We start from the raw sequence: 19,833 nt of genomic DNA on the forward strand, positions 1-19,833 counted from the left end.
GTTTCAGACTACAACAAAAAATGAGATAGGCAACCCTTTCGGGGAAGTCTATCTCATTTTTTTCATTTTAGGCTATTTTGCAACAGCCCCTTTTTATGCGGTTTTCCGGGATCGCACTGCCGGTTTGGCTCAGGCGTTTTCCCCGAAGAACAGCTTCAGGTCATCCTCCACGGTGCCGATGCCTGCGATGCCGAAATTCTCCACAAGCACCTTGGCCACGTTGGGGCTCAGGAAGGCAGGAAGGGTGGGCCCCAGATGGATGTTCTTCACGCCCAGATGCAGCAGGGCCAGCAGCACAATCACTGCTTTCTGTTCGTACCAGGCAATGTTGTACACAATGGGCAGGTCATTGATGTCGGCAAGGCCAAAGACTTCCTTCAGCTTCAGAGCGATCACCGCCAGCGAGTAGGAGTCGTTGCACTGGCCCGCATCCAGCACCCGGGGGATGCCGCCGATGTCACCCAGGGGCAGCTTGTTGTATTTGTACTTGGCGCAGCCTGCGGTGAGGATCACGGTATCCCGGGGCAGTGCTTTGGCAAACTCGGTGTAATAATCCCGGCTTCTGGCGCGGCCGTCACAGCCGGCCATGACCACGAACTTTTTGATGGCGCCGCTCTTCACCGCATCCACCACCTGATCGGCCAGCGCCAGCACCTGCGCATGGGCGAAGCCGCCCACAATTTCGCCGGTCTCGATCTGGGTGGGGGCGGGGCAGGTTTTTGCCTGTTCGATGATGGCGGAGAAGTCCTTGGTCTGCCCGATCTCACCGGGGATGTGCCTGCAGCCCGGATACCCGGCGGCGCCGGTGGTGTACAGCCGATCCCTGTAGCTGGCTTTGGGGGGAACGATGCAGTTGGTGGTCATCAGAATGGGGCCGTTGAAGCTCTCGAACTCCTCCTTCTGCTTCCACCAGGCGTTACCATAGTTGCCCACAAAGTTGGGATACTTCTGGAACGCCGGATAGTAATGGGCGGGCAGCATTTCGGAATGGGTGTAAACGTCCACGCCGGTGCCCTGGGTCTGCTCCAGCAGCATTTCCAGATCCCGCAGGTCATGGCCGGAAACCAGAATACCCGGGTTTTTGCCCACGCCGATGTTTACCCGGGTCACCTGCGGGTTGCCATAGGCGGAGGTGTTGGCTTTGTCCAGCAGGGCCATGCCGGTCACACCGTATTTGCCGGTTTCCAGCGTCAGGGCAACCAGATCGTCCACCGTGAGGCTGTCGTCCAGCGTGGCGGCCAGTGCGCGCTGCAAAAAGGCATCCAGCTCTTCGTCCTGCTCCAGCAGGGCGTTGGCATGCTTGGAATAGGCGGAAAGACCCTTCAGGCCGTAGGTGATCAGTTCCCGCAGGGAACGGATATCCTCGTTTTCGGTGGACAGCACGCCCACGGTTTGGGCTTTCTGCTCCCAGTCGCCGCTGCCGTCCCACAGGGCGGCTTCGGGCAGATCGGCCGTGTGATCCAGCTGGCTGAGCAGCTCCTGCTTTGCGTCCAGCGTGGCGCGGATGCGGGCCACAATGGCTTCCTTATCGAAGTTGGCGTTGGTGATGGTGGCAAACAGGTTCAGGGTGATCAGCTGGTTGATTGCGGCGGGCACTGCGCGGCCTTCGCCGCGCAGTGCGGTGGTCACCGCGCAGATGCCCCGGCTCACGTACACCAGCAGATCCTGCATGGCGGCCACATCGGGGGTCTTGCCGCACACACCGGATTGGGTGCAGCCCCGGCAGCCGGCGGTTTCCTGGCACTGATAGCAAAACATTTTCTGTTCCATGGTTGAACGTCTCCTTGTTCATGGGGATAAAAGTGCGCCGGAAATTTACTCAAATGGTGCCCGCCGACGCCTGCGGACAGCTATGATGATACCGTATTTGAAACGGAAGATATGTTGGAAAAACAACTTTTGTGCTGATTTTTGTGTGGCAATTCTGGAATCTGCGCGGAAAAAATGGAATATCCCATTAAAAACCTTGGGATTTTTATACACAAAAAGGCAGAAACTGTCACTATTTTTTCATTGACCTGTGGACTTTTCTGTGATAGAGTGGTAACAAACAGACAAAACTTTTTCCATACCGCACAAAGAAGGTAGGGAATTGGTGAATTTGCCTGTGAAATTGCTCCAAAAATTGTCGAGTATCCCATTTGACAAACGTTGGGCAAAACGGTATGCTTTTATTATGTCACACAGAGGTCCGGCGCGTCGTTTTGGGCAGGCCGGTTCAGGTCGCCGAATATGACTCAGATCACTCCAGAATTGCTTCAGCAGGCCAAGGCAGGGCAGGAAGCCGCGCTTGCCGCCGTGCTGGCCCACATGATGCCGGTGATCCGCAGTCACGCGGCCGCGGGGGTATGCCCCGGGCTGGATCTGGATGACGCGGTGCAGGAAGGAATTATCGGCCTGTTTGCCGCCATCCGCAGCTATCGCCCCGGCGAGGGGGCCTCGTTTGGCACATACGCGGGCCGGTGTATCCAGAATGCGATTCGCACCGCCCGGCGGGCGGCGGGCCGCAAAAAGCACGGGCCGCTGAACCAGAGCGTCCCCCTCAGCGAGGAGGACACCACCCCGGGCCCGGAGGAGCTTGCCATCCAGAATGAGCAGCTGCAGGACACCCTGCAGACCATTCAGACCCGGCTTTCTCCCTTCGAGCAGGAGGTGCTGGAGCTGTTTTTGAGCGGCTGCAGTTACGAGCAGATCGCTCAGGCGCTGGGCAGAAGCCCCAAGTCGGTGGAAAATGCACTTTCCCGCCTGCGTCGCAAGCTGAAAGAAGCGCGTGGTTAACAATCTATTTTTGAATTATGGGCGAACGGCCTGTAAGAATATATGCCCCTGTAGCTTAACATTTAGAGCATTGGTCAATTCCAAAGGTGTCGGTTGAAATCCTTCCGCGGGCAAAAAAACAGAATGCAGAGGAGAATCTAGCATGTACGAAGATAAGACCCTGGTATGCAAAGACTGCGGTAAGGAGTTTGTGTTCACCGCCGGCGAGCAGGAGTTCTACGCCAGCCGTGGCACCCGTGAGATGTTCGAGGCTACCTGCGCCGCTTGCGGCAAGGTTGCTCGCGTGCCCTTCCAGCCCCGCGAGGATCGCCCCGTTTACTGCAGCGAGTGCTTCGCCAAGATGAAGGAGAACGGCTGATCCGTTTTTCGTTTCTTTGCGATCCAAAGCCCCCGGTATCAAACCGGGGGCTTTTTCTGTGCCCGGGGCGCGGCCTTGTGTTTTCGCGGCATTTACGGTACAATGAACAGGCAGCAGAGCGGTGCGGATCGATCTGTCTGTATATAATATATAATAAGGTAGGAGCATGCGGGCAAAGGCCGCAGCTTCTGAAAAAAACGGCACCCTGCCGAAAAAACGAAGGAGCCCTGTTATGGCATCGAACCAAGCAGCAAAAAAGCGCTGGCGGCTGGCAGCCGCAGGCCTTCTGGTGGCGGCGATCACCGCGCTGGCCCTGGCCTGGACCGCCTACAATGTGATCCATACCGTGAACGGCCAGTCGGAATACTACCAGGTGCATGATTATTACGCGGAAAACCAGGTGATGCTTGCGGCTGACCCGGCCGAAGGCTGGACGCAGGGCATCCTTGCGGGGCCGGACACGCCGCTTTACGGTGTGCGTCTGTATTTTTCCAGCCTGGATCGGGTGGTGCACGGTACCCTGTATGTGGATCTTCTGGACGAAAGCGGCCAGCGGCTGACCGGTGCGGCACTGGATATGACCGAAATTCTGGGTCTGGATTTTCAGGGCATTGTGTTTGAACAGCCGGTGTTCCCGGAAAAGGACGCCACCCGCTATACCCTTCACATTTACTACGAGCCTGCCACCGCGGAGGATGTGCTGGGCCTTGTGTACGGCACCGGCCCCATGCCGCAGGAGGTGGAGCTGGACGAAAACCAGATTCCCTTTGTGCCGGACCCGGACGCGGCGGTGAGCGCCAATGCGGCGAATCCGGCCTTCCCGCTGACGGGCGGTACGGTGCAGCCGGAGGGCGGAGCCACTGCGGCTTTGCAATACATCACCAATTACAGCGGCAGCATCGGTCTGTGGCTGTGTATCCCGGTGGCTGTGGTGCTGTTTGCGGCAGTCATGGGGGCCTGGTGGCTGATCTTCTGCAAAAAAGCCGGCGCGGCGGCCTGTGTGGCCTATGCGGTGGCGGCGCTGGGTCTGGCCTGGTCACTGATCACGCCCCCCATGGCGGGGCCGGACGAGTACACCCATCTGGCGGGAGCCTATTCCATGGCCAGCCGGATGATGGGGCAGCCCGGTGTGGAAACGGGCTACGATAACTGGGGCAAGGGAACCTACACCCTGCCCATGCGCATCTGTGATGCGCCCTATATGCGGAACAAATCCGGCGAGGTCGGCGTGTTCGGTTACAAGCAGATTCTGGATCATCCGGGTGGTTTTGGAAACAGCGGCCAGCTCACCGAGCGGGTGGATGTGGTGGCGCCCTCCAATCCGCTTCCGGCCCAGTATCTGCCCCAGGCGCTGGGAATTCTGCTGGCCCGGCTGCTGGGCCTGGGCTTCTATCCCATGCTGTGGATGAGCCGGCTGTTCAGCGTGGCCTGCTATACCGCACTGACGGCTCTGGCGGTGAAAATCGCACCCCAGGGCAGCAAGGAGATCTTTGGTGCGGCGGCTCTGCTGCCCATGGGCCTTTCGCTGGCGGGCAGCTTTTCGGCGGACACCACGGTTCTGGGCATGGCCTTCCTGTTCACGGCTCTCTGCGTGAGTGCCATGACAGAGAAAAAGCAGGTGAGCATCGGTCGCTGTGCGGCGCTTCTGGTGCTGGCGGCGCTGCTGGCTCCGGCCAAAGCCATCTATCTGGGCATGGTGACGCTGGTGTTCCCCATTGGAGCGGAACAGCTGGGCGGAAAGCTGCGCAGCCGCATCTTCAAGGCTCTGGTGTGTGTGGCGGCTCTGGCCGGCTGGCTGATGGCCAACGGCGAGACGGTGGCTTACACCTTCCGCAGCGTGGATACCGAGCGCATCCGGCTGGCAGTGCTGCCTGCACTGGTGCTGGTGGCACTGTGCGGTATTGCCTGGTACAAGCTGCATAAAAAACGCTGGTTCAAGTGGGCGGCGCTGGGCGCCTGCGGTCTGATCCTGCTGGCAGGCGGGGGTACGGCTGTCTGGGTGCTGGCAAACAGCGGACAGACCTTTACTCCGGAGGAGCTGGCTGCCGGAATTCAGCCCAATGGCGAATCCATCTACACCTTCAGCGTGGGCTATATTCTGAGCCATTTGAGCCAGACGATCAAGCTGCTGGCCAACACGGTCACCGAACAGCTTCCCGTTTACCTGCAGGGGCTGGTGGGGGCGCTGCCCGGCGAGCCCATTGTGCACAAGCTGACATTGAGCTGGAGCCTGACCATCCTGCTGCTGCTGGTTCCGGTGTGCGCTTCGGTGCGCCGGGCGGAACAGCCTGCCCGGCTGAACCGGCCCACCCGCTGGGTGATGGGCCTGGTGGCTTTGTCGGTGGCGGGGCTCATGGTTGTGGCCGCGCTGATCTGGACGCCCATCAACGCCACCACCGTGTTCGGCATTCAGGGCCGTTATCTGCTGCCGGTTCTGCCCATCCTGCTGCTTTTGCTGGGGGAACAGAATGCCTTCTGTGCCCGGCGGGATGTGAGCCGGGGCGTGCGCTGCGCGGCAGTGTTCGTGAGCGCCGCGGCTGCACTGCAGAGCTTTGCGCTGTTTTGCGGGGCCTGACGGTTGCAAAATATGGAGAAATTGGGTATAGTATAAGTACCGGCGGCACGCACAGCCGCCCGAGTTTGAAAAGGAAAGCGAGATCGAACATCATGATCATTACCAAAAATACCATCATCGGCGATATTCTGGACACCGACGGCTCCGTGGCTCCCTTCTTCCTGGAGATCGGCATGCACTGCCTGGGCTGCCCCTCTGCCCGCGGCGAGACCATTGAGGAGGCCTGCATGGTTCACGGCACCAACGCCGACGAGCTGGTGGCCAAGCTGAACAAGCACTTCGGCAACGAATGATCGCCCCAAAACTGGACGAACGACTGCAGGCGGCGGCAGATCTGATCCGCCCCTGCGACACCGCGGCGGACATTGGCTGCGACCACGGCAAGCTGTCGGCCTATCTGGCCTGCACCGGCCGGGCCCGGCGGGTGATCGCCGCGGATCTTCGCCCCGGGCCGCTTTCCACTGCGCAGAAAACCTGCGAGGAAGCGGGCTGTCTTGCACATGTGGAGCTTCGCCTGGGCGATGGCCTGAGCGTGCTGGCTCCCGGCGAGGCGCAGGCGATAGTGATTGCGGGTGTAAGCGCCCAGACCGCCATCGAGATGCTCACCGCCGCACCCTGGGTGAAGGCGGAGAAAACTCAGCTGGTGCTGATCCCGGCCACCAAGGCTCCGATGCTCCGGCGCTGGCTGTGGGAAAACGGCTTTTCGCTGAACGCCGAGCGGCTGGTGTGCGCGGCACACCGCTGGTATGCGGTGATGGACGCGGTGTACACCGGCCAGGCGAAGCGGCCCACCGACGCGGAATGCCTTCTGGGATTGACGCAGGATCAGCCGGGCGCGGCGGAGTACCGGGCCCAGCAGCTGGAACGGCTGAAAAAATTCCGCCGCGGGCTGGAAAACGATCCGGCCGGCGCGCAGCGGGCGGACCGGCTGCTGCGGCAGCTGGAAGGCGAGGCGTAAAGGAGGAAGATCCCCAATGGCAAGAGTGCGCGAGATCTGCGAATGTCTGGAGCAGCTGGCCCCGAAGGAGCTGGCGGAAAGCTGGGACAATGTGGGCCTGCTGGTGGACTGCGGGGCCGAGGTGACCAGCGTTCTGGTGGCGCTGGACATCACCGACGAGGTGGTGGCCGAGGCAGAACTGCAGGGCTGCCAGCTGATTGTGGCCCATCATCCGGTGATCTTCAAACCGCTGCGTACCCTGGCCCGGCGGGACGTGGCCTTCCGGCTGGTGAAGAAAAACATCTCCGCCATCTGCATGCACACCAATCTGGATGCGGCAGAGGGCGGTGTGAACGATGTGTTGGCCCGGCTGTTTGAGGCGGAAGACCCGGAATCCTTCGGGGAAGAGGGGATCGGCCGGGTAGGCAGCGTGGAGCCCACCGACGCAAAGGCGCTGGCGGCGCTGTGCCAGAGCCGGTTGAATGCTCATGTGAAGCTGGTGGACGCGGGCAAGCCCATCCGCCGGCTGGCGATGATCGGAGGCAGCGGCGGCAGCATGTTGGCCGATGCGGCGGCAGCCGGAGCGGATGCTCTGCTCACCGGCGAGGCCAGCCATCATGATGCCATTGATGCCCGGGCCATGGGCCTGAGCCTGATCGTGGCCGGCCATTACAGCACGGAATTTCCCATCGTGCCGGTGCTGGCGGATCACCTGAGCCGCCGTTTCAGCGGCCTTCGGGTCATCTGCAGCCGGCGCAACAAGGACCCCTTTTCCTATTTATAATAGTAAGGAGGCAACGCCATGTGGCAGGAACGGGAAAACAGCAGCGTGGGTTATAACGAGGAAATGTTTGGCGAACCCTCATCCCCTGTGCAGCAGGAGCCGGAACAGGAACCACCCCGCCCCCGTGCGGCGGCAGGCGATGCGCAGGCGTTGCTGGCCCGCCAGCTGGCTCCCGGCGAGCGGCTGCTCTGGTCCGGAAGCCCCAAAAAGCTGCATGGGCCCCGGGGCGCGGGCAAGCTGTTCGCGGTGTTTTTCCTGGGTTTTGCCTGCTTCTGGGAGCTGATGGCGCTTCAAACGCTGACAGCGGGCGCGGGTGTTTTCGGAATTGTGTTTCCGCTGTTCGGCATTCCGTTCATTCTGGTGGGCATCAAGCTGCTGTTCCCGCAGGTGGGCGGCCCCAAACCGGAAGAGATCGTCTATGCGGTTACCGATCAGCGTGTTCTGGTGGTGACCCGAGGCCGGGTAAGCTCCTGGGAGCTGGATTCGGTTCAGGGCGTGGAAAAGCGCTATTATCCGGACGGGACCGGTGATCTGATCCTTTCCAATGGACAGGTGGAGACCTATTACCGCAATGGTCACACCCACCACAGGAATATCACGATGGAATTTTCCGGTCTGGCTGATGTGGACGCCGCAGAAGCGGCGCTGCGCAGCCGGTGAATCAAGTTGACTGCAAGCAGGCCGTGCCGCCCGGCACGGCCGCTTTTTTTACAAAGAGGTGAGACCCATGGCATTAGATGCCGCATTGCTGGCCCTCGCGGCCCGCGAACTGAAACAAACCCTGCTGGACGCCAAGATCGACAAGATCTTCGAACCCACCCGGGACGAGGTGGTCATTACGCTGCGTACCCGGACCGATACCTTCAAGCTGCTGCTTTCCGCCCGCAGTGGTTCCGCCCGGGCCTGCCTGACCCAGGACACCTTTGAAAATCCGGCGGTTCCGCCCAGCTTCTGCATGCTGCTGCGCAAGCATCTGACCGGTGGCCGGCTGGTGGATCTGCGGGTGGAGCCGGGGGACCGGCTGGCCTTCTTTGAATTCCAGTGCACCAACGAGATGGGCGATCTGGTTCGCAACATTCTGGCGGTGGAGCTGATGGGCCGGTATTCCAACCTGGTGCTGGTGCAGGACGGCCGTATCATCGACGCTCTCAAGCGGGTGGATTTTGAGGATTCCCAGATCCGCCAGCTGCTGCCGGGCCTTGCATACACTCTGCCCCAGAAGCCCAACAAGCTGGATATGTTCGCGGTGAGCAGCGCCGGGCTGGTGGCTGCCGCCTGCCAGAAGGATCTGCCGGTGGCGGATGCGCTCATGCGCAGCTGCGCCGGCGTGGGGCCGGTGGTCTGCCGGGAGGCGGCCTTCCGGGCGTTGGGCGAAAGCGCGGCCCAGGCGGACATGCTCACCGAGAGCGAAAAGACCGCGCTGATTGCTGCCATCGACGGCATCAAGGCGGATTACGAGGCGGGCGGCAAGCCCTGCCTTGCCTGTGATGAGACCGGCAAGCCGGTGGAGTTCAGCTTTACCCCGCTGACTCAGTACGGCGAGCAGCGGCTGACCCATTACGACAGCTTCAGCACCATGCTGGAGGGCTACTACTCCACCAAGGACCGGGCCGAGCGGCTGCGCCAGAAGAGCAAGGATCTGGCCAAAACCGTGAAGAACCTGCATGAGCGGGCCATCCGCAAGCAGGCCGCCCGAAAAGAAGAACTGGCCCAGAGCGGCAAGGCCGACCAGCTGCGGCTGTACGGCGAGCTGCTGCAGGCAAACCTCTGGGCGGTGGACAAGGGCATGCGCAGCGTTCAGGTGCTGAACTACTACGATGGCCAGACCATCGAGATTCCGCTGGACGCCCGGCTGAACGGCGTGGGCAACGCCCAGAAGTATTTCAAGGAATACAAGAAAAAGCAGACCGCCGCCAAGATGCTGAAAAAACTGCTGGAGGAAGGCGAGCGGGAGATCGAATATCTGGGCACCGTGCTCTATGAGGTGGAGACCGCCACCGGCGAGCAGGCGCTGGGCGAGATTCGCGCCGAGCTGAAAAGCCAGGGCTATCTGAAGTATTACAAGATCCGGGACAAAAAGCAGAAGCCGGCGGACTTCTATCGTTACCGCTCTTCGGACGGCTTCCTGATTCTGGTGGGCCGCAACAACCTGCAGAACGACAAGCTCACCCTGCACACCGCCCGGGGCAAGGATCTCTGGTTCCATGTGAAGGATGCCCCCGGCAGCCATACCGTGGTGATGAGCGAAGGAAAGGACATCCCTCTCACCACCCAGAACGAAGCGGCCATGCTGGCGGTGGTGCATTCCAGCCTGAACGGTGGCGCAAAGGTTGCGGTGGACTACACCGAGGTGCGCAACATCCGCAAGACCGGCGATCTGAAGCCCGGCATGGTACTCTATGAAAAATACGAGACCGGCTATATTACCCCGGAGGCAGGCATCGAGGAGCGCCTGCGGGAACAGCCGGCGAAAAAGTGATGCGAAGGAGGAATCAAGTATGTATTGCAAACAGTGCGGCAGTTATCTGGAGCCGGATGCACTGACCTGCCCGGTGTGCGGTGCGCCCGCGCCGGAACCGGCACAGCCAGAAGAACCGGTCGGCCAGCCGATCGAGAGGACGGAACATCCTTCCGGCGCACCGGAACAGCACAGTGCCTCCTGGGAATTTGGTGCCGGGGTAACCGGCGGCCCGGCAACGCCTCCGCCTCCGCCGACGTACGGCGAGCCCTGCTACCAGCGCCCGGCCCCGCCTGCGCCGGATCCCGACGTCGACGAACCGGAAGCGCCGGTGAAAACGCTGGAGTGGCTGTGGAGCCTGATTCTTACCGCGATTCCCATTGTGAATCTGGTGGTGCTGTTGATCTGGAGCTTCGGCACCGGTACCAGCACCAGTAAACGCAACTGGGCCAGGGCCAAACTGATTCTGGTGGCTGTGAGCACGGTGCTCAGTGTGATTGCGATCATTGTTCTGCTGGGAGTGATGTTTTACGCCACTGGTCACAGCCACGCATTTGGCTACAGCTACGGGCCTTACTATTACTATTGATGTATCGATGCCCCGGAGCGGGGAGAAAACGCCTGCTCCGGGGGCATTCGCCTTCTGAAAAGCGGCAGGGGAACGGCTATGGTAAAACGCGTTTGGCATATAGCCGAAAAACTTTTGAAAAATTTTATTTTTTTTACAAAAAGCCCTTGCAACCGGCGAATCCATGTGCTACAATAAGTCTCGGCTGCAAATGGCTTGTGTACCAAGCTGCGCAAGCCATGATATGCGTTGATGCGGGAGGTTGCCGTCACACGACGGGTTTTTCCGCGGAGTATGTCCGATCTAGAACCGGGCGAAAGAATTACTGAGAGCAAAGGGATACGTACACTGTCGCATTCTGCGCGGCGTACCAATGTCCAACACAATTTGCCGAAGTGTGTCCGGGGGAACTGCCAAGCGGTTCACCGGCTTTTATCGTGCCAAATTGTGAAACACCCGGCGCTGTGTTCAGTAGTTGATCGGCCGCCTAGGCACCAAATAATTACAGGAGGCGACGAAAATGGCAGTCAAAGAGAAAATCAGAATTCGTTTGCAGAGCTACGATCATCAGCTGATCGACGGTGCTGCTGAGAAGATTGTGGAGACCGCTAAGCGCACCGGCGCTCGCGTGTCCGGCCCCATCCCTCTGCCCACCGACAAGGAAGTGGTCACCATTCTGCGTGCTGTTCACAAGTACAAGGACAGCCGTGAGCAGTTCGAGACCCGCACCCACAAGCGTCTGATCGACATTCTGAAGCCGTCCAACAAGACGGTTGAGGCTCTCATGAGCCTGCAGCTCCCCGCTGGCGTAGACATCGAGATCAAGCTGTAAGCTTACATTTAAACAGGTAAGGGCGGCCGCTCTGGTGCCGCCAACTGCCGGATTCAATGAAGGCAACATCGATCGAAATGCTATCCAAACGGAGAGGTCATGTTGGCATCCAAGTTACTCACGATGTCAACCAATAACCTTATAGGAGGAAAAGAAAAATGCAAAAAGGTATCATCGGCAAAAAGCTGGGCATGACTCAACTGTTCGATGAGAACGGCAAGGTCGTTCCCGTAACCGTCATCGAGGCTGGTCCCTGCACCGTAGTGCAGAAGAAGACCGTTGAGAGCGACGGCTATCAGGCAGTTCAGCTGGGCTTCGGCGAAGTTTCCGCCAAGCGCGTAAACAAGCCCGCCAAGGGCCACTTCGCCAAGGCGGACGTTGCTCCCAAGAAGACCCTGCGTGAGTTCCGCCTGGCGGATATCAGCGCCATGAACGTGGGCGATATCCTGAAGGCCGACGTGTTCGCTGCTGGCGACCACATCGACGTAGTTGGCGTAAGCAAAGGTAAGGGCTACGCCGGCACCATCAAGCGCTGGAACGGCCATCGCCTGCGCGAGAGCCACGGCACCGGCCCCGTTGCCCGTCATGCGGGTTCCATGGGCGCCTGCTCCACTCCCAGCCGCGTATTCAAGGGCAAGAAGCTGCCCGGCCACCTGGGCGCCGAGCGGGTTACCATCCAGAACCTGACCGTCGTCAAGGTAGACGCCGAAAATAATCTGATCGCTATCAAAGGCGCTGTTCCCGGCCCCAAGGGCGCTGTGGTTTGCATCAGCGATAGCGTGAAGGCGTAAGGAGGGAAAGCACAATGGCACAATTTGACGTTTTGGATATGAACGGCAAGAAAGTTTCCACCGTAGAGCTTTCCGACGCCGTGTTCGGTATCACCCCCAACGAGAAGGCTGTGCACGCCGCTGTGGTCAACTTCCTGGCCAACCAGCGTCAGGGCACTCAGAGCACCAAGACCCGCAGCGAGGTTCGCGGCGGCGGCCGTAAGCCCTGGCGTCAGAAGGGCACCGGTCATGCCCGTCAGGGTTCCATCCGCGCTCCCCAGTGGACTCACGGTGGCGTTGCTCTGGGCCCCAAGCCCCGCGATTACAGCTACCGCATCAACCGCAAGGTGAAGCGTCTGGCCATCCTGAGCGCCCTGAGCGCCAAGGCTGCTGCCGGCGACATGATCCTGGTCGACAACCTGAGCGTTGCCGAGTACAAGACCAAGACCGTGGTCAACATGCTGAACGCCCTGGGCGTTAGCAAGAAGGCCCTGATCGTTACCCCCGAGGTTGAGGCCAAGCTCGTGAAGAGCGCCGCCAACATCCCCGGCGTGGTTACCACCGTGGCTACCAGCGTGAACACCTACGACGTTGTGAACGCCGACAAGTTCATCCTGAGCGTAGACGCGGCCAAGAAACTTGAGGAGGTTCTGGGCTAATGAAAACTGCACAAGACATCATCCTGGCTCCTGTCATTACCGAGAACTCTATGGCGGGCATTGCTTCCAAGAAGTACACCTTCAAGGTTGCCACCGATGCCAACAAGGTAGAGATCGCTAAGGCCGTTGAGAAGCTGTTCGGCGTCCAGGTCGAGAAGGTTAACACCATCAACGTGCGCGGCCGTTACCGCCGCCAGGGCATGCACGGCGGTTACACCGCCGCCAAGAAGAAGGCTGTTGTTACCCTGAAAGAGGGCAGCAAGGGCATCGAGTTCTTCGAGAGCATGGTATAAGAAACCGCTTAAAGCAGTTTCTTTCAAGAGCCCGAGCAGGGCTCATGTATGGGGATATGACCCCGATAACAATTCATAAGTAACAAAGGAGAATAGCAATGGCTATCAAGAAGTATAAGCCGACTACCCCGGGCCGCCGCGGTATGACTGTTACTGACTACAGCGTGCTGAGCAAAGTGGCCCCCGAGCGTAGCCTGCTGGAGCCCATGAAGAAGGCTTCCGGCCGCAACAACACCGGCCGCATCACCGTTCGCCATCACGGCGGCGGCAATCGCACCAAGTACCGTGTGATCGATTTCAAGCGCAACAAGTTTGATGTTCCCGCTACTGTAAAGACCCTGGAGTACGATCCCAACCGTTCTGCTCACATCGCTCTGGTTCAGTACGAGGACGGCGAGAAGCGTTACATCCTGGCTCCCGAAGGCCTGAAGGTTGGCGATGTGATCATGGCTGGCCCCAATGCCGACATCAAGCCCGGCAACGCTCTGCCCTTCGCCAACATCCCTGTTGGTACCATCATCCACAACATCGAGCTGTACCCCGGTAAGGGCGGCCAGCTGGTGCGCAGCGCCGGCAACATGGCTCAGCTGATGGCGAAAGAGAACGGCTACGCTCTGGTTCGTCTGCCCTCCGGCGAGATGCGCAACATCCCTCTGAACTGCATCGCTACCATCGGCCAGGTTGGCAACGTGGATCACGAGAACGTGAACATCGGTAAGGCCGGCCGCAAGCGCCACATGGGTTGGCGTCCCACCGTTCGCGGTTCTGTTATGAACCCCTGCGATCACCCCCACGGTGGTGGTGAGGGCAAGAGCCCCGTTGGCCGTCCCGGCCCTGTTACCCCCTGGGGCAAGCCTGCTATGGGTTACAAGACCCGCAAGCATCACAACCGCTCTGACAAGTTCATTGTCAAGCGCGCGAACGGTTAAGAGAGGAGAACGAACATGGGTAGAAGTGTTAAGAAGGGACCTTATGTCCTGCCTGTTCTGCTGAAGCGCGTTCAGGAGATGAATGCCGCCGGTGAGAAGCGGGTTCTGAAGACCTGGAGCCGCTCCTCCACCATTTTCCCTGATTTTGTCGGTCACACCTTCGCGGTGCACGACGGCCGCAAGCATGTGCCTGTGTATGTAACTGAGGATATGGTTGGTCACAAGCTGGGCGAGTTCGCCCCCACCCGTACCTTCAAGGGCCATGCCGGCTCCAAGACCGGTAAGTAATTAAAAGGAGGAGTAAAGCAATGGAAGCTAGGGCACATCTTAGATACGCCCGCATCAGCCCCCGGAAGGTTTCGGTTGTTCTGGATCTGATCCGCAACCAGCCTCTGGATAAGGCGCTGGCGATTCTGCAGTACACCCCGAAGGCCGCTTGCGAGCCCCTTCTGAAACTGGTGAAGTCTGCTGCCGCGAACGCGGAGAACAACCACAACATGGACAAGAACAGCCTGTATGTGGCCGAGTGCTTTGTTACCCCCGGCCCCACCCTGAAGCGCATCCGTCCCCGCGCCCAGGGCCGCGCTTACCGTGTGCTGAAGCGCACCAGCCATGTGACCGTGGTTCTGAAAGAGAAAGAGTAAGGAGGTAAACACAATGGGCCAGAAAGTCAATCCCCACGGCATTCGCGTGGGTGTAATCAAAGATTGGGACAGCCGCTGGTTTACTTCCAAGAAGGAATTCGGCGACACCCTGGTCGAGGACTACAAGATCCGTAAGACCCTGAAGAAGCAGCTCTTCGGCGCGGGTATCCCCAAGATCGAAATCGAGCGCACCGTGGACAATCAGTCCGGCGCTCCCAAGCTGAAGGTCAACATCTTCTGCGCCAAGCCCGGTATGGTTATCGGCAAGGGCGGCAGCGAGATCACCAAGCTGCAGGAGCAGCTGGCTAAGATGACCGGCAAGGCCGTCAACGTGAACATCGTTGAGGTCAAGAACATGGACACCAACGCTCAGCTGGTAGCTGAGAACATCGCTTCCCAGCTGGAGCGCCGCATCGGCTTCCGCCGTGCGATGAAGCAGTGCATGGGCCGTGCGATGCAGCGTGGCGCCAAGGGCATCAAGACCCAGGTTTCCGGCCGTCTGGGCGGCGCGGACATCGCCCGCACCGAGAGCTACCACGAGGGCACCATTCCCCTGCAGACCCTGCGCGCCGACATCGACTACGGCTTCGCTGAGGCTGCTACCACCTACGGCCGCATCGGCGTTAAGGTGTGGATCTACAAGGGTGAGGTTCTGAAGGGTTCCAAGCCCGCATCCCGTAAAGAAGGAGGCAACAAGTAATGTTACTGCCTAAGCGCGTCAAATACCGCCGTGTGCATCGTGGTCGTATGACCGGTAAAGCCATGCGCGGCAACACTGTTAACCAGGGCCAGTATGGTCTTGTTGCTCTGGAGCCCGGCTGGATCGACTCCCGTCAGATCGAGGCCGCCCGTATCGCCATGACCCGTTACATCAAGCGTGGCGGTAAGGTTTGGATCAAGATCTTCCCCGATAAGCCCGTTACCGAGAAGCCCGCTGAGACCCGAATGGGTTCCGGTAAAGGTTCTCCCGAGTACTGGGTGGCTGTTGTGAAGCCCGGCCGCGTGCTGTTCGAGCTGGCCGACGTGAACGAGGAAGTCGCTCGTGAGGCCCTGCGTCTGGCCATGCACAAACTGCCTGTTAAGTGCAAGTTCGCCAAGCGCGAAGAGAATGTAGTAGAGGAGGGTGGCAACGCATGAAAGCTGCAGAACTGCGCGGTATGTCCGCTGCTGACCTGAATAAGAAGCTGGCCGAGCTGAAGGAAGAGCTGTTCAACCTGCGTTTTCAGCACGCCATCAACCAGCTGGAGAACCCCGGCCGCATTGAGACCGTTAAGCGCGACATCGCTCGTGTGCTGACTGTCCTGGCTGAGAAAGCGTAAAGGAGGTTAAACGATGGAACGCAATTTGAGAAAGACCCGTGTGGGCACCGTTGTGTCCGACAAGATGGATAAGACCATCGTGGTTGCCGTGAAAGACAGCGTGCAGCACCCCCTTTACAAGAAGATCCTGAAGCGCACTGTTAAGTTCAAAGCCCACGACGAAAACAACGAGTGCGGCATTGGCGACCGTGTAATGATCATGGAGACCCGCCCCCTGTCCAAGGACAAGCGCTGGCGCATGGTCAAAATCGTAGAGAAGGCGAAGTAAGCCTGGTACTTTGAAAGGAGGATCTGGCAATGGTTCAGATGCAAACTTATCTCAAAGTGGCCGACAACACCGGTGCCAAAGAGTTAATGTGCATTCGTGTGCTGGGCGGCTCCCGCAAGAGATACGCTAACATCGGTGACGTTGTGGTTGCTTCTGTTAAGAAGGCAGCTCCCGGCGGCACTGTGAAAAAGGGCGACGTGGTCAAGGCTGTGATCGTTCGCAGCAAGCAGGGCCTGCGTCGTGAGGACGGCAGCTACATCCGTTTCGACGAGAACGCTGCGGTCATCATCCGTGAAGACAAGAACCCGAGAGGCACCCGTATCTTTGGACCCGTTGCTCGCGAGCTGCGCGAGAGCGGCTACCTGAAGATCTTGAGCCTGGCTCCGGAATCGCTGTAAGGAGGTTTTAAGAATGAACAATCTTCATGTTAAAACCGGCGACAACGTAATGATCATCAGCGGTAAAGACAAAGGCAAGACCGGCAAAGTGATCGCCGTTAGCCCCAAGGAGGGCAAGGTGATCGTTGAGGGTCTGAACATGGTCACCAAGCACGTGAAACCCCGCCGCCAGGGCGAGCAGGGCGGTATCGTGAAGGCCGAGGGTGCTATCTACGCCTGCAAGGTTATGCCGGTTTGCCCCAAGTGCGGCAAGGCCACCCGCGTGGCTCACGCTGCCAAGGATGGCAAGAATGTGCGCGTCTGCCGTAAGTGCGGCGCCGAGCTGTAAGGAGGGAATACAACACAATGGCACGTTTGAAAGAAAAGTATGTCAATGAAGTTGCTCCCGCCCTGATGAGCAAGTTTGGGTACAAGAGCGTTATGCAGATTCCCAAGCTGGACAAGGTAGTCATCAACGTTGGCTGCGGCGACGCCAAGGACAACCAGAAGATGCTGGACGCCATCCTGGGCGACATCGCTCAGATCACCGGCCAGAAGCCCGTTGTGTGCCGCGCCAAGAAGAGCGTTGCGAACTTCAAGCTGCGCGAAGGCATGCCCATCGGCGTGAAGGTTACCCTGCGCGGCGAGCGCATGTACGAGTTCGTGGATCGTCTGTTCAGCGTGGCTCTGCCCCGCGTGCGTGACTTCCGCGGTATCAACGGCAACTCCTTCGACGGCCGCGGCAACTACGCCGTGGGCATCAAGGAGCAGCTGATCTTCCCCGAGATCGACTACGACAAGATCGACGCTGTGCGTGGCATGGACATCTGCTTCGTGACCACCGCCAAGACCGACGAAGAGTCCAAGGAGCTGCTGAAGGCTCTGGGCGCTCCGTTCGCTAACTAAGGGAGGGTACGACTGTGGCAAAAACTTCTATGAAGATCAAGCAGCAGCGTGAGCCTAAGTTCTCCACCCGCGGTTACAACCGCTGCAAGATCTGTGGCCGTCCCCACGCCTACCTGCGCAAGTACGGTATCTGCCGTATCTGCTTCCGTGAGCTCGCTTACAAGGGCGAGATCCCCGGCGTGAAGAAAGCCAGCTGGTAAACACTGTTTTAAGCTGTGAGTTCCTTTGCGCTCCTCCCCGTGCCGGTTCGGCGCGGCGGGGGAGGCGGCAAGGGGTCTCACACTTAAATATATGTGAGGCGAATGCTTCACAACTGTCCGAACAAAAACGAAACGAAGAACCTTAAAGGAGGTTAGTGGCATGCACATTACTGATCCTATCGCGGACCTGCTCACCCGCATCCGCAACGCCAGCACTGCCAAACACCCTTCTGTAGACGTTCCCGCTTCCAACCTGAAAAAAGCGATCTGCCAGATTCTGGTTGACGAGGGCTACATCAAGAGTGTGCAGCTGATCGAAGACAACAAGCAGGGTACCCTGCGCCTGACCCTGAAGTATCAGGAGAACGGCACTCCCGTTATCGCCGGCCTGCGCCGTGTTTCCAAGCCCGGCCTGCGCATCTACACCAACTGCGAAGATATGCCCAAGGTCATGAAGGGCCTGGGCACCGCGATCATCTCCACCTCTAAGGGCGTTATGACCGATAAGGCTGCTCGCGCTGCCCATGTTGGCGGCGAAGTACTCGCCTTTGTGTGGTAAGAAAGGGGCAAAAAGACAATGTCGAGAATTGGAAGAAAACCCATCGTCATTCCTGCGGGCGTTGAAGTGACCGTGAATGGCCACAACGTTACCGTGAAGGGCCCCAAGGGCACCCTGAATTCCAACATCCATCCTCTGATGAACGTAACCGTCGAGAATGGTGAAGTGCTGGTGACCCGCCCCAATGACGAGAAGCAGGCCCGCAGCCTGCACGGCCTGACCCGCACCAACATCAGCAACATGGTGGAAGGTGTTGTGAACGGCTTTGAGAAGAAGCTGGAGGTTCAGGGCGTTGGCTACCGTGTGGCCAAGCAGGGCAAGAGCCTGGTCATGAACCTGGGCTTCTCCCACCAGGTGATCGTCGATGAGACCGACGACATCAAGATCGAAGCTCCCGATGCTAACACCATCATCATCAAGGGCATCGACAAACAGAAGGTCGGCCAGTTCGCGGCGGAAGTCCGCGAGAAACGTCCTCCCGAACCCTACAAGGGCAAGGGCATCCGCTATGCTGGTGAGCACATCATCCGCAAAGAGGGCAAGGCCGGCAAAGGCAAATAAGGTAAGGAGTGAAAGACAATGGTTAATAAGCCTGACAAGAACGAAGCTCGTCTTCGTCGTCACCGCCGCGTGCGCGGTAAGATCAGCGGCACCGCTGAGCGCCCCCGTCTGGATGTATTCCGCTCCTCCAAGCACATCTATGCCCAGATCATTGATGACGTTGCCGGCGTGACCCTGTGCAGCGCTTCCACTATGGAGAAGGGTTTTGAGGGCTTCGGCGGCAACATCGAGGCTGCCAACAAGGTTGGCAAGATGATCGCCGAGAAGGCTCTGGAGAAGGGCATCAAGGTCGTAGTATTCGACCGCGGTGGCTTTGTATATCACGGCCGCGTAAAAGCTTTGGCTGAGGGCGCTCGCGAGGGCGGCCTGGAGCTGTAAGGAGGATACACATGCAGAGAAATAACGAGACCGGCAGTGAAATGCTGGAAAAGGTTGTTGCGATCAACCGCGTATCCAAAACCGTTAAGGGCGGCCGTATCTTCAAGTTCAGCGCTCTGGTAGTCGTTGGCGACGGCAAGGGCACCATCGGTTTTGGCCTGGGTAAGGCTGGCGAGGTTCCCGAGGCGATCCGCAAGGGCATCGAGGACGCTAAGAAGAACATGCACACCATCGCCCTGAAGGGCACCACCATTCCTCACGAGATCGTGGGCGAGTTCGGCGCCGGCCGCATCCTGATGCGTCCCGCCGCTCCCGGTACCGGTGTTATCGCCGGCGGCCCCGTGCGTGCGGTTCTGGAAGTTGCCGGCATTAAGGACATCCGTACCAAGTGCCTGCGTTCCAACAACCCCTGCAACGTGGTTACCGCCACTTTCGAAGGTCTGTGCCGTCTGGTAAGCGCTGAGGAAGTTGCTGCCAAGCGCGGTAAGACCGTGAAGGAAATCTTAGGTTAAGGAGGCAGTCAACCATGGCAGAGACCGAGAAGAAGGTAGTAGCCACCGAGGCTGCTGAGAAGAAGCCTGCAGCCAAGAAGACTGCGGCTAAGAAGACCACCACCGCCAAGAAGCCCGCTGCCAAGAAGGCCGAGGGCGAAAAGGCTCCCGCTAAGAAGGCTGCCTCCA

29 protein-coding genes are annotated in these 19,833 nt (G+C 59.2%); 28 read left to right on the forward strand and 1 reads right to left on the reverse strand.

All coding sequences use genetic code 11. From position 1 onward, the window contains the following. Window positions 1-129: 129 nt before the first annotated feature. Window positions 130-1,770, reverse strand: a complete 1,641-nt coding sequence (gene hcp / locus EDD77_RS14630) for a hydroxylamine reductase (protein ID WP_058965314.1) — start codon at window positions 1,768-1,770, stop codon at window positions 130-132. A gap of 462 nt (window positions 1,771-2,232) precedes the next feature. Between hcp and EDD77_RS14635 the strand changes: the two genes are divergently transcribed. The 28 genes from EDD77_RS14635 to rpsE all read left to right on the forward strand — a co-directional run bounded on the left by EDD77_RS14635 (window position 2,233) and on the right by rpsE (window position 19,665). Next, entirely contained in the window at window positions 2,233-2,778 is a 546-nt protein-coding gene (locus tag EDD77_RS14635; RefSeq protein ID WP_058965313.1) for a sigma-70 family RNA polymerase sigma factor, read from the forward strand. A 142-nt stretch (window positions 2,779-2,920) separates the two neighbouring features. Further along, window positions 2,921-3,136 carry a CxxC-x17-CxxC domain-containing protein gene (locus EDD77_RS14640; protein WP_058965312.1) on the forward strand — a complete coding sequence of 72 codons (216 nt, stop codon included), beginning with the start codon at window positions 2,921-2,923 and terminating at the stop codon, window positions 3,134-3,136. A gap of 232 nt (window positions 3,137-3,368) precedes the next feature. After that, entirely contained in the window at window positions 3,369-5,711 is a 2,343-nt protein-coding gene (locus EDD77_RS14645) for a DUF2142 domain-containing protein (RefSeq protein WP_058965311.1), read from the forward strand. A gap of 92 nt (window positions 5,712-5,803) precedes the next feature. Next, the gene (locus EDD77_RS14650) at window positions 5,804-6,004 is read left to right on the forward strand and encodes a DUF1858 domain-containing protein (protein WP_058965310.1); all 201 of its coding nucleotides are present in this window, start codon (window positions 5,804-5,806) and stop codon (window positions 6,002-6,004) included. Continuing rightward, window positions 6,001-6,669: a class I SAM-dependent methyltransferase gene (locus tag EDD77_RS14655; protein WP_242868401.1), complete on the forward strand. Its 669-nt coding sequence runs from the start codon at window positions 6,001-6,003 to the stop codon at window positions 6,667-6,669. Before EDD77_RS14650 ends, EDD77_RS14655 begins: the two co-directional genes overlap by 4 nt. Before the next feature lie 16 nt (window positions 6,670-6,685). Continuing rightward, window positions 6,686-7,432, forward strand: a complete 747-nt coding sequence (locus EDD77_RS14660; protein WP_058965309.1) for a Nif3-like dinuclear metal center hexameric protein — start codon at window positions 6,686-6,688, stop codon at window positions 7,430-7,432. An 18-nt stretch (window positions 7,433-7,450) separates the two neighbouring features. Further along, window positions 7,451-8,092 carry a hypothetical protein gene (locus tag EDD77_RS14665; RefSeq protein WP_058965308.1) on the forward strand — a complete coding sequence of 214 codons (642 nt, stop codon included), beginning with the start codon at window positions 7,451-7,453 and terminating at the stop codon, window positions 8,090-8,092. Between the two features lie 67 nt (window positions 8,093-8,159). Further along, on the forward strand, window positions 8,160-9,911 hold the full coding sequence (locus EDD77_RS14670) for an Rqc2 family fibronectin-binding protein (protein ID WP_058965307.1): 1,752 nt from the start codon (window positions 8,160-8,162) through the stop codon (window positions 9,909-9,911). A gap of 19 nt (window positions 9,912-9,930) precedes the next feature. Beyond that, a complete protein-coding gene (locus EDD77_RS14675; RefSeq protein ID WP_058965306.1) occupies window positions 9,931-10,479 on the forward strand; it encodes a zinc ribbon domain-containing protein in 549 nt (182 codons plus the stop codon). A 499-nt stretch (window positions 10,480-10,978) separates the two neighbouring features. Then, a complete protein-coding gene (gene rpsJ / locus EDD77_RS14680) occupies window positions 10,979-11,290 on the forward strand; it encodes a 30S ribosomal protein S10 (RefSeq protein ID WP_058965305.1) in 312 nt (103 codons plus the stop codon). A 158-nt stretch (window positions 11,291-11,448) separates the two neighbouring features. Further along, entirely contained in the window at window positions 11,449-12,081 is a 633-nt protein-coding gene (gene rplC / locus EDD77_RS14685) for a 50S ribosomal protein L3 (protein WP_058965304.1), read from the forward strand. Between the two features lie 14 nt (window positions 12,082-12,095). Beyond that, on the forward strand, window positions 12,096-12,719 hold the full coding sequence (gene rplD, locus EDD77_RS14690) for a 50S ribosomal protein L4 (RefSeq protein ID WP_058965303.1): 624 nt from the start codon (window positions 12,096-12,098) through the stop codon (window positions 12,717-12,719). Beyond that, a complete protein-coding gene (rplW, locus tag EDD77_RS14695; protein ID WP_058965302.1) occupies window positions 12,719-13,012 on the forward strand; it encodes a 50S ribosomal protein L23 in 294 nt (97 codons plus the stop codon). Before rplD ends, rplW begins: the two co-directional genes overlap by 1 nt. A 98-nt stretch (window positions 13,013-13,110) precedes the next feature. Continuing rightward, window positions 13,111-13,941, forward strand: a complete 831-nt coding sequence (gene rplB / locus EDD77_RS14700; protein ID WP_058965301.1) for a 50S ribosomal protein L2 — start codon at window positions 13,111-13,113, stop codon at window positions 13,939-13,941. A gap of 15 nt (window positions 13,942-13,956) precedes the next feature. Further along, a complete protein-coding gene (rpsS, locus tag EDD77_RS14705; protein ID WP_058965300.1) occupies window positions 13,957-14,229 on the forward strand; it encodes a 30S ribosomal protein S19 in 273 nt (90 codons plus the stop codon). A gap of 20 nt (window positions 14,230-14,249) precedes the next feature. Next, entirely contained in the window at window positions 14,250-14,585 is a 336-nt protein-coding gene (gene rplV, locus EDD77_RS14710) for a 50S ribosomal protein L22 (protein ID WP_058965299.1), read from the forward strand. A 13-nt stretch (window positions 14,586-14,598) separates the two neighbouring features. Next, window positions 14,599-15,285: a 30S ribosomal protein S3 gene (gene rpsC, locus EDD77_RS14715; RefSeq protein ID WP_058965298.1), complete on the forward strand. Its 687-nt coding sequence runs from the start codon at window positions 14,599-14,601 to the stop codon at window positions 15,283-15,285. After that, window positions 15,285-15,722, forward strand: coding sequence for a 50S ribosomal protein L16 (rplP, locus tag EDD77_RS14720; protein WP_058965297.1), 438 nt, complete (start codon window positions 15,285-15,287; stop codon window positions 15,720-15,722). Before rpsC ends, rplP begins: the two co-directional genes overlap by 1 nt. Next, window positions 15,719-15,904 carry a 50S ribosomal protein L29 gene (gene rpmC, locus EDD77_RS14725; RefSeq protein ID WP_058965296.1) on the forward strand — a complete coding sequence of 62 codons (186 nt, stop codon included), beginning with the start codon at window positions 15,719-15,721 and terminating at the stop codon, window positions 15,902-15,904. Before rplP ends, rpmC begins: the two co-directional genes overlap by 4 nt. A 13-nt stretch (window positions 15,905-15,917) precedes the next feature. Continuing rightward, window positions 15,918-16,172 (forward strand): 30S ribosomal protein S17, encoded by a 255-nt coding sequence (rpsQ, locus tag EDD77_RS14730; RefSeq protein WP_058965295.1) that lies wholly within the window; start codon window positions 15,918-15,920, stop codon window positions 16,170-16,172. 29 nt (window positions 16,173-16,201) lie between these two features. After that, complete coding sequence (rplN, locus tag EDD77_RS14735; RefSeq protein ID WP_058965294.1) at window positions 16,202-16,570, forward strand: 50S ribosomal protein L14; 369 nt, start codon at window positions 16,202-16,204, stop codon at window positions 16,568-16,570. A 13-nt stretch (window positions 16,571-16,583) separates the two neighbouring features. Continuing rightward, window positions 16,584-16,898 carry a 50S ribosomal protein L24 gene (rplX, locus tag EDD77_RS14740; protein WP_058965293.1) on the forward strand — a complete coding sequence of 105 codons (315 nt, stop codon included), beginning with the start codon at window positions 16,584-16,586 and terminating at the stop codon, window positions 16,896-16,898. A 17-nt stretch (window positions 16,899-16,915) separates the two neighbouring features. Continuing rightward, window positions 16,916-17,455 carry a 50S ribosomal protein L5 gene (gene rplE, locus EDD77_RS14745; RefSeq protein ID WP_058965292.1) on the forward strand — a complete coding sequence of 180 codons (540 nt, stop codon included), beginning with the start codon at window positions 16,916-16,918 and terminating at the stop codon, window positions 17,453-17,455. A 14-nt stretch (window positions 17,456-17,469) separates the two neighbouring features. Beyond that, window positions 17,470-17,655, forward strand: a complete 186-nt coding sequence (locus tag EDD77_RS14750; RefSeq protein ID WP_058965291.1) for a type Z 30S ribosomal protein S14 — start codon at window positions 17,470-17,472, stop codon at window positions 17,653-17,655. Window positions 17,656-17,815: 160 nt separating this feature from the next. Then, window positions 17,816-18,214, forward strand: a complete 399-nt coding sequence (rpsH, locus tag EDD77_RS14755; RefSeq protein ID WP_058965290.1) for a 30S ribosomal protein S8 — start codon at window positions 17,816-17,818, stop codon at window positions 18,212-18,214. A gap of 18 nt (window positions 18,215-18,232) precedes the next feature. Then, window positions 18,233-18,775, forward strand: coding sequence for a 50S ribosomal protein L6 (rplF, locus tag EDD77_RS14760; RefSeq protein WP_058965289.1), 543 nt, complete (start codon window positions 18,233-18,235; stop codon window positions 18,773-18,775). Between the two features lie 18 nt (window positions 18,776-18,793). Beyond that, complete coding sequence (gene rplR / locus EDD77_RS14765; RefSeq protein ID WP_058965288.1) at window positions 18,794-19,153, forward strand: 50S ribosomal protein L18; 360 nt, start codon at window positions 18,794-18,796, stop codon at window positions 19,151-19,153. An 11-nt stretch (window positions 19,154-19,164) separates the two neighbouring features. After that, window positions 19,165-19,665, forward strand: coding sequence for a 30S ribosomal protein S5 (gene rpsE / locus EDD77_RS14770; RefSeq protein WP_058965287.1), 501 nt, complete (start codon window positions 19,165-19,167; stop codon window positions 19,663-19,665). Window positions 19,666-19,833 lie beyond the last annotated feature (168 nt).

Origin of the sequence: Allofournierella massiliensis, assembly GCF_004345265.1 — a bacterium.
GTDB classification, from domain to species: domain Bacteria; phylum Bacillota; class Clostridia; order Oscillospirales; family Ruminococcaceae; genus Allofournierella; species Allofournierella massiliensis.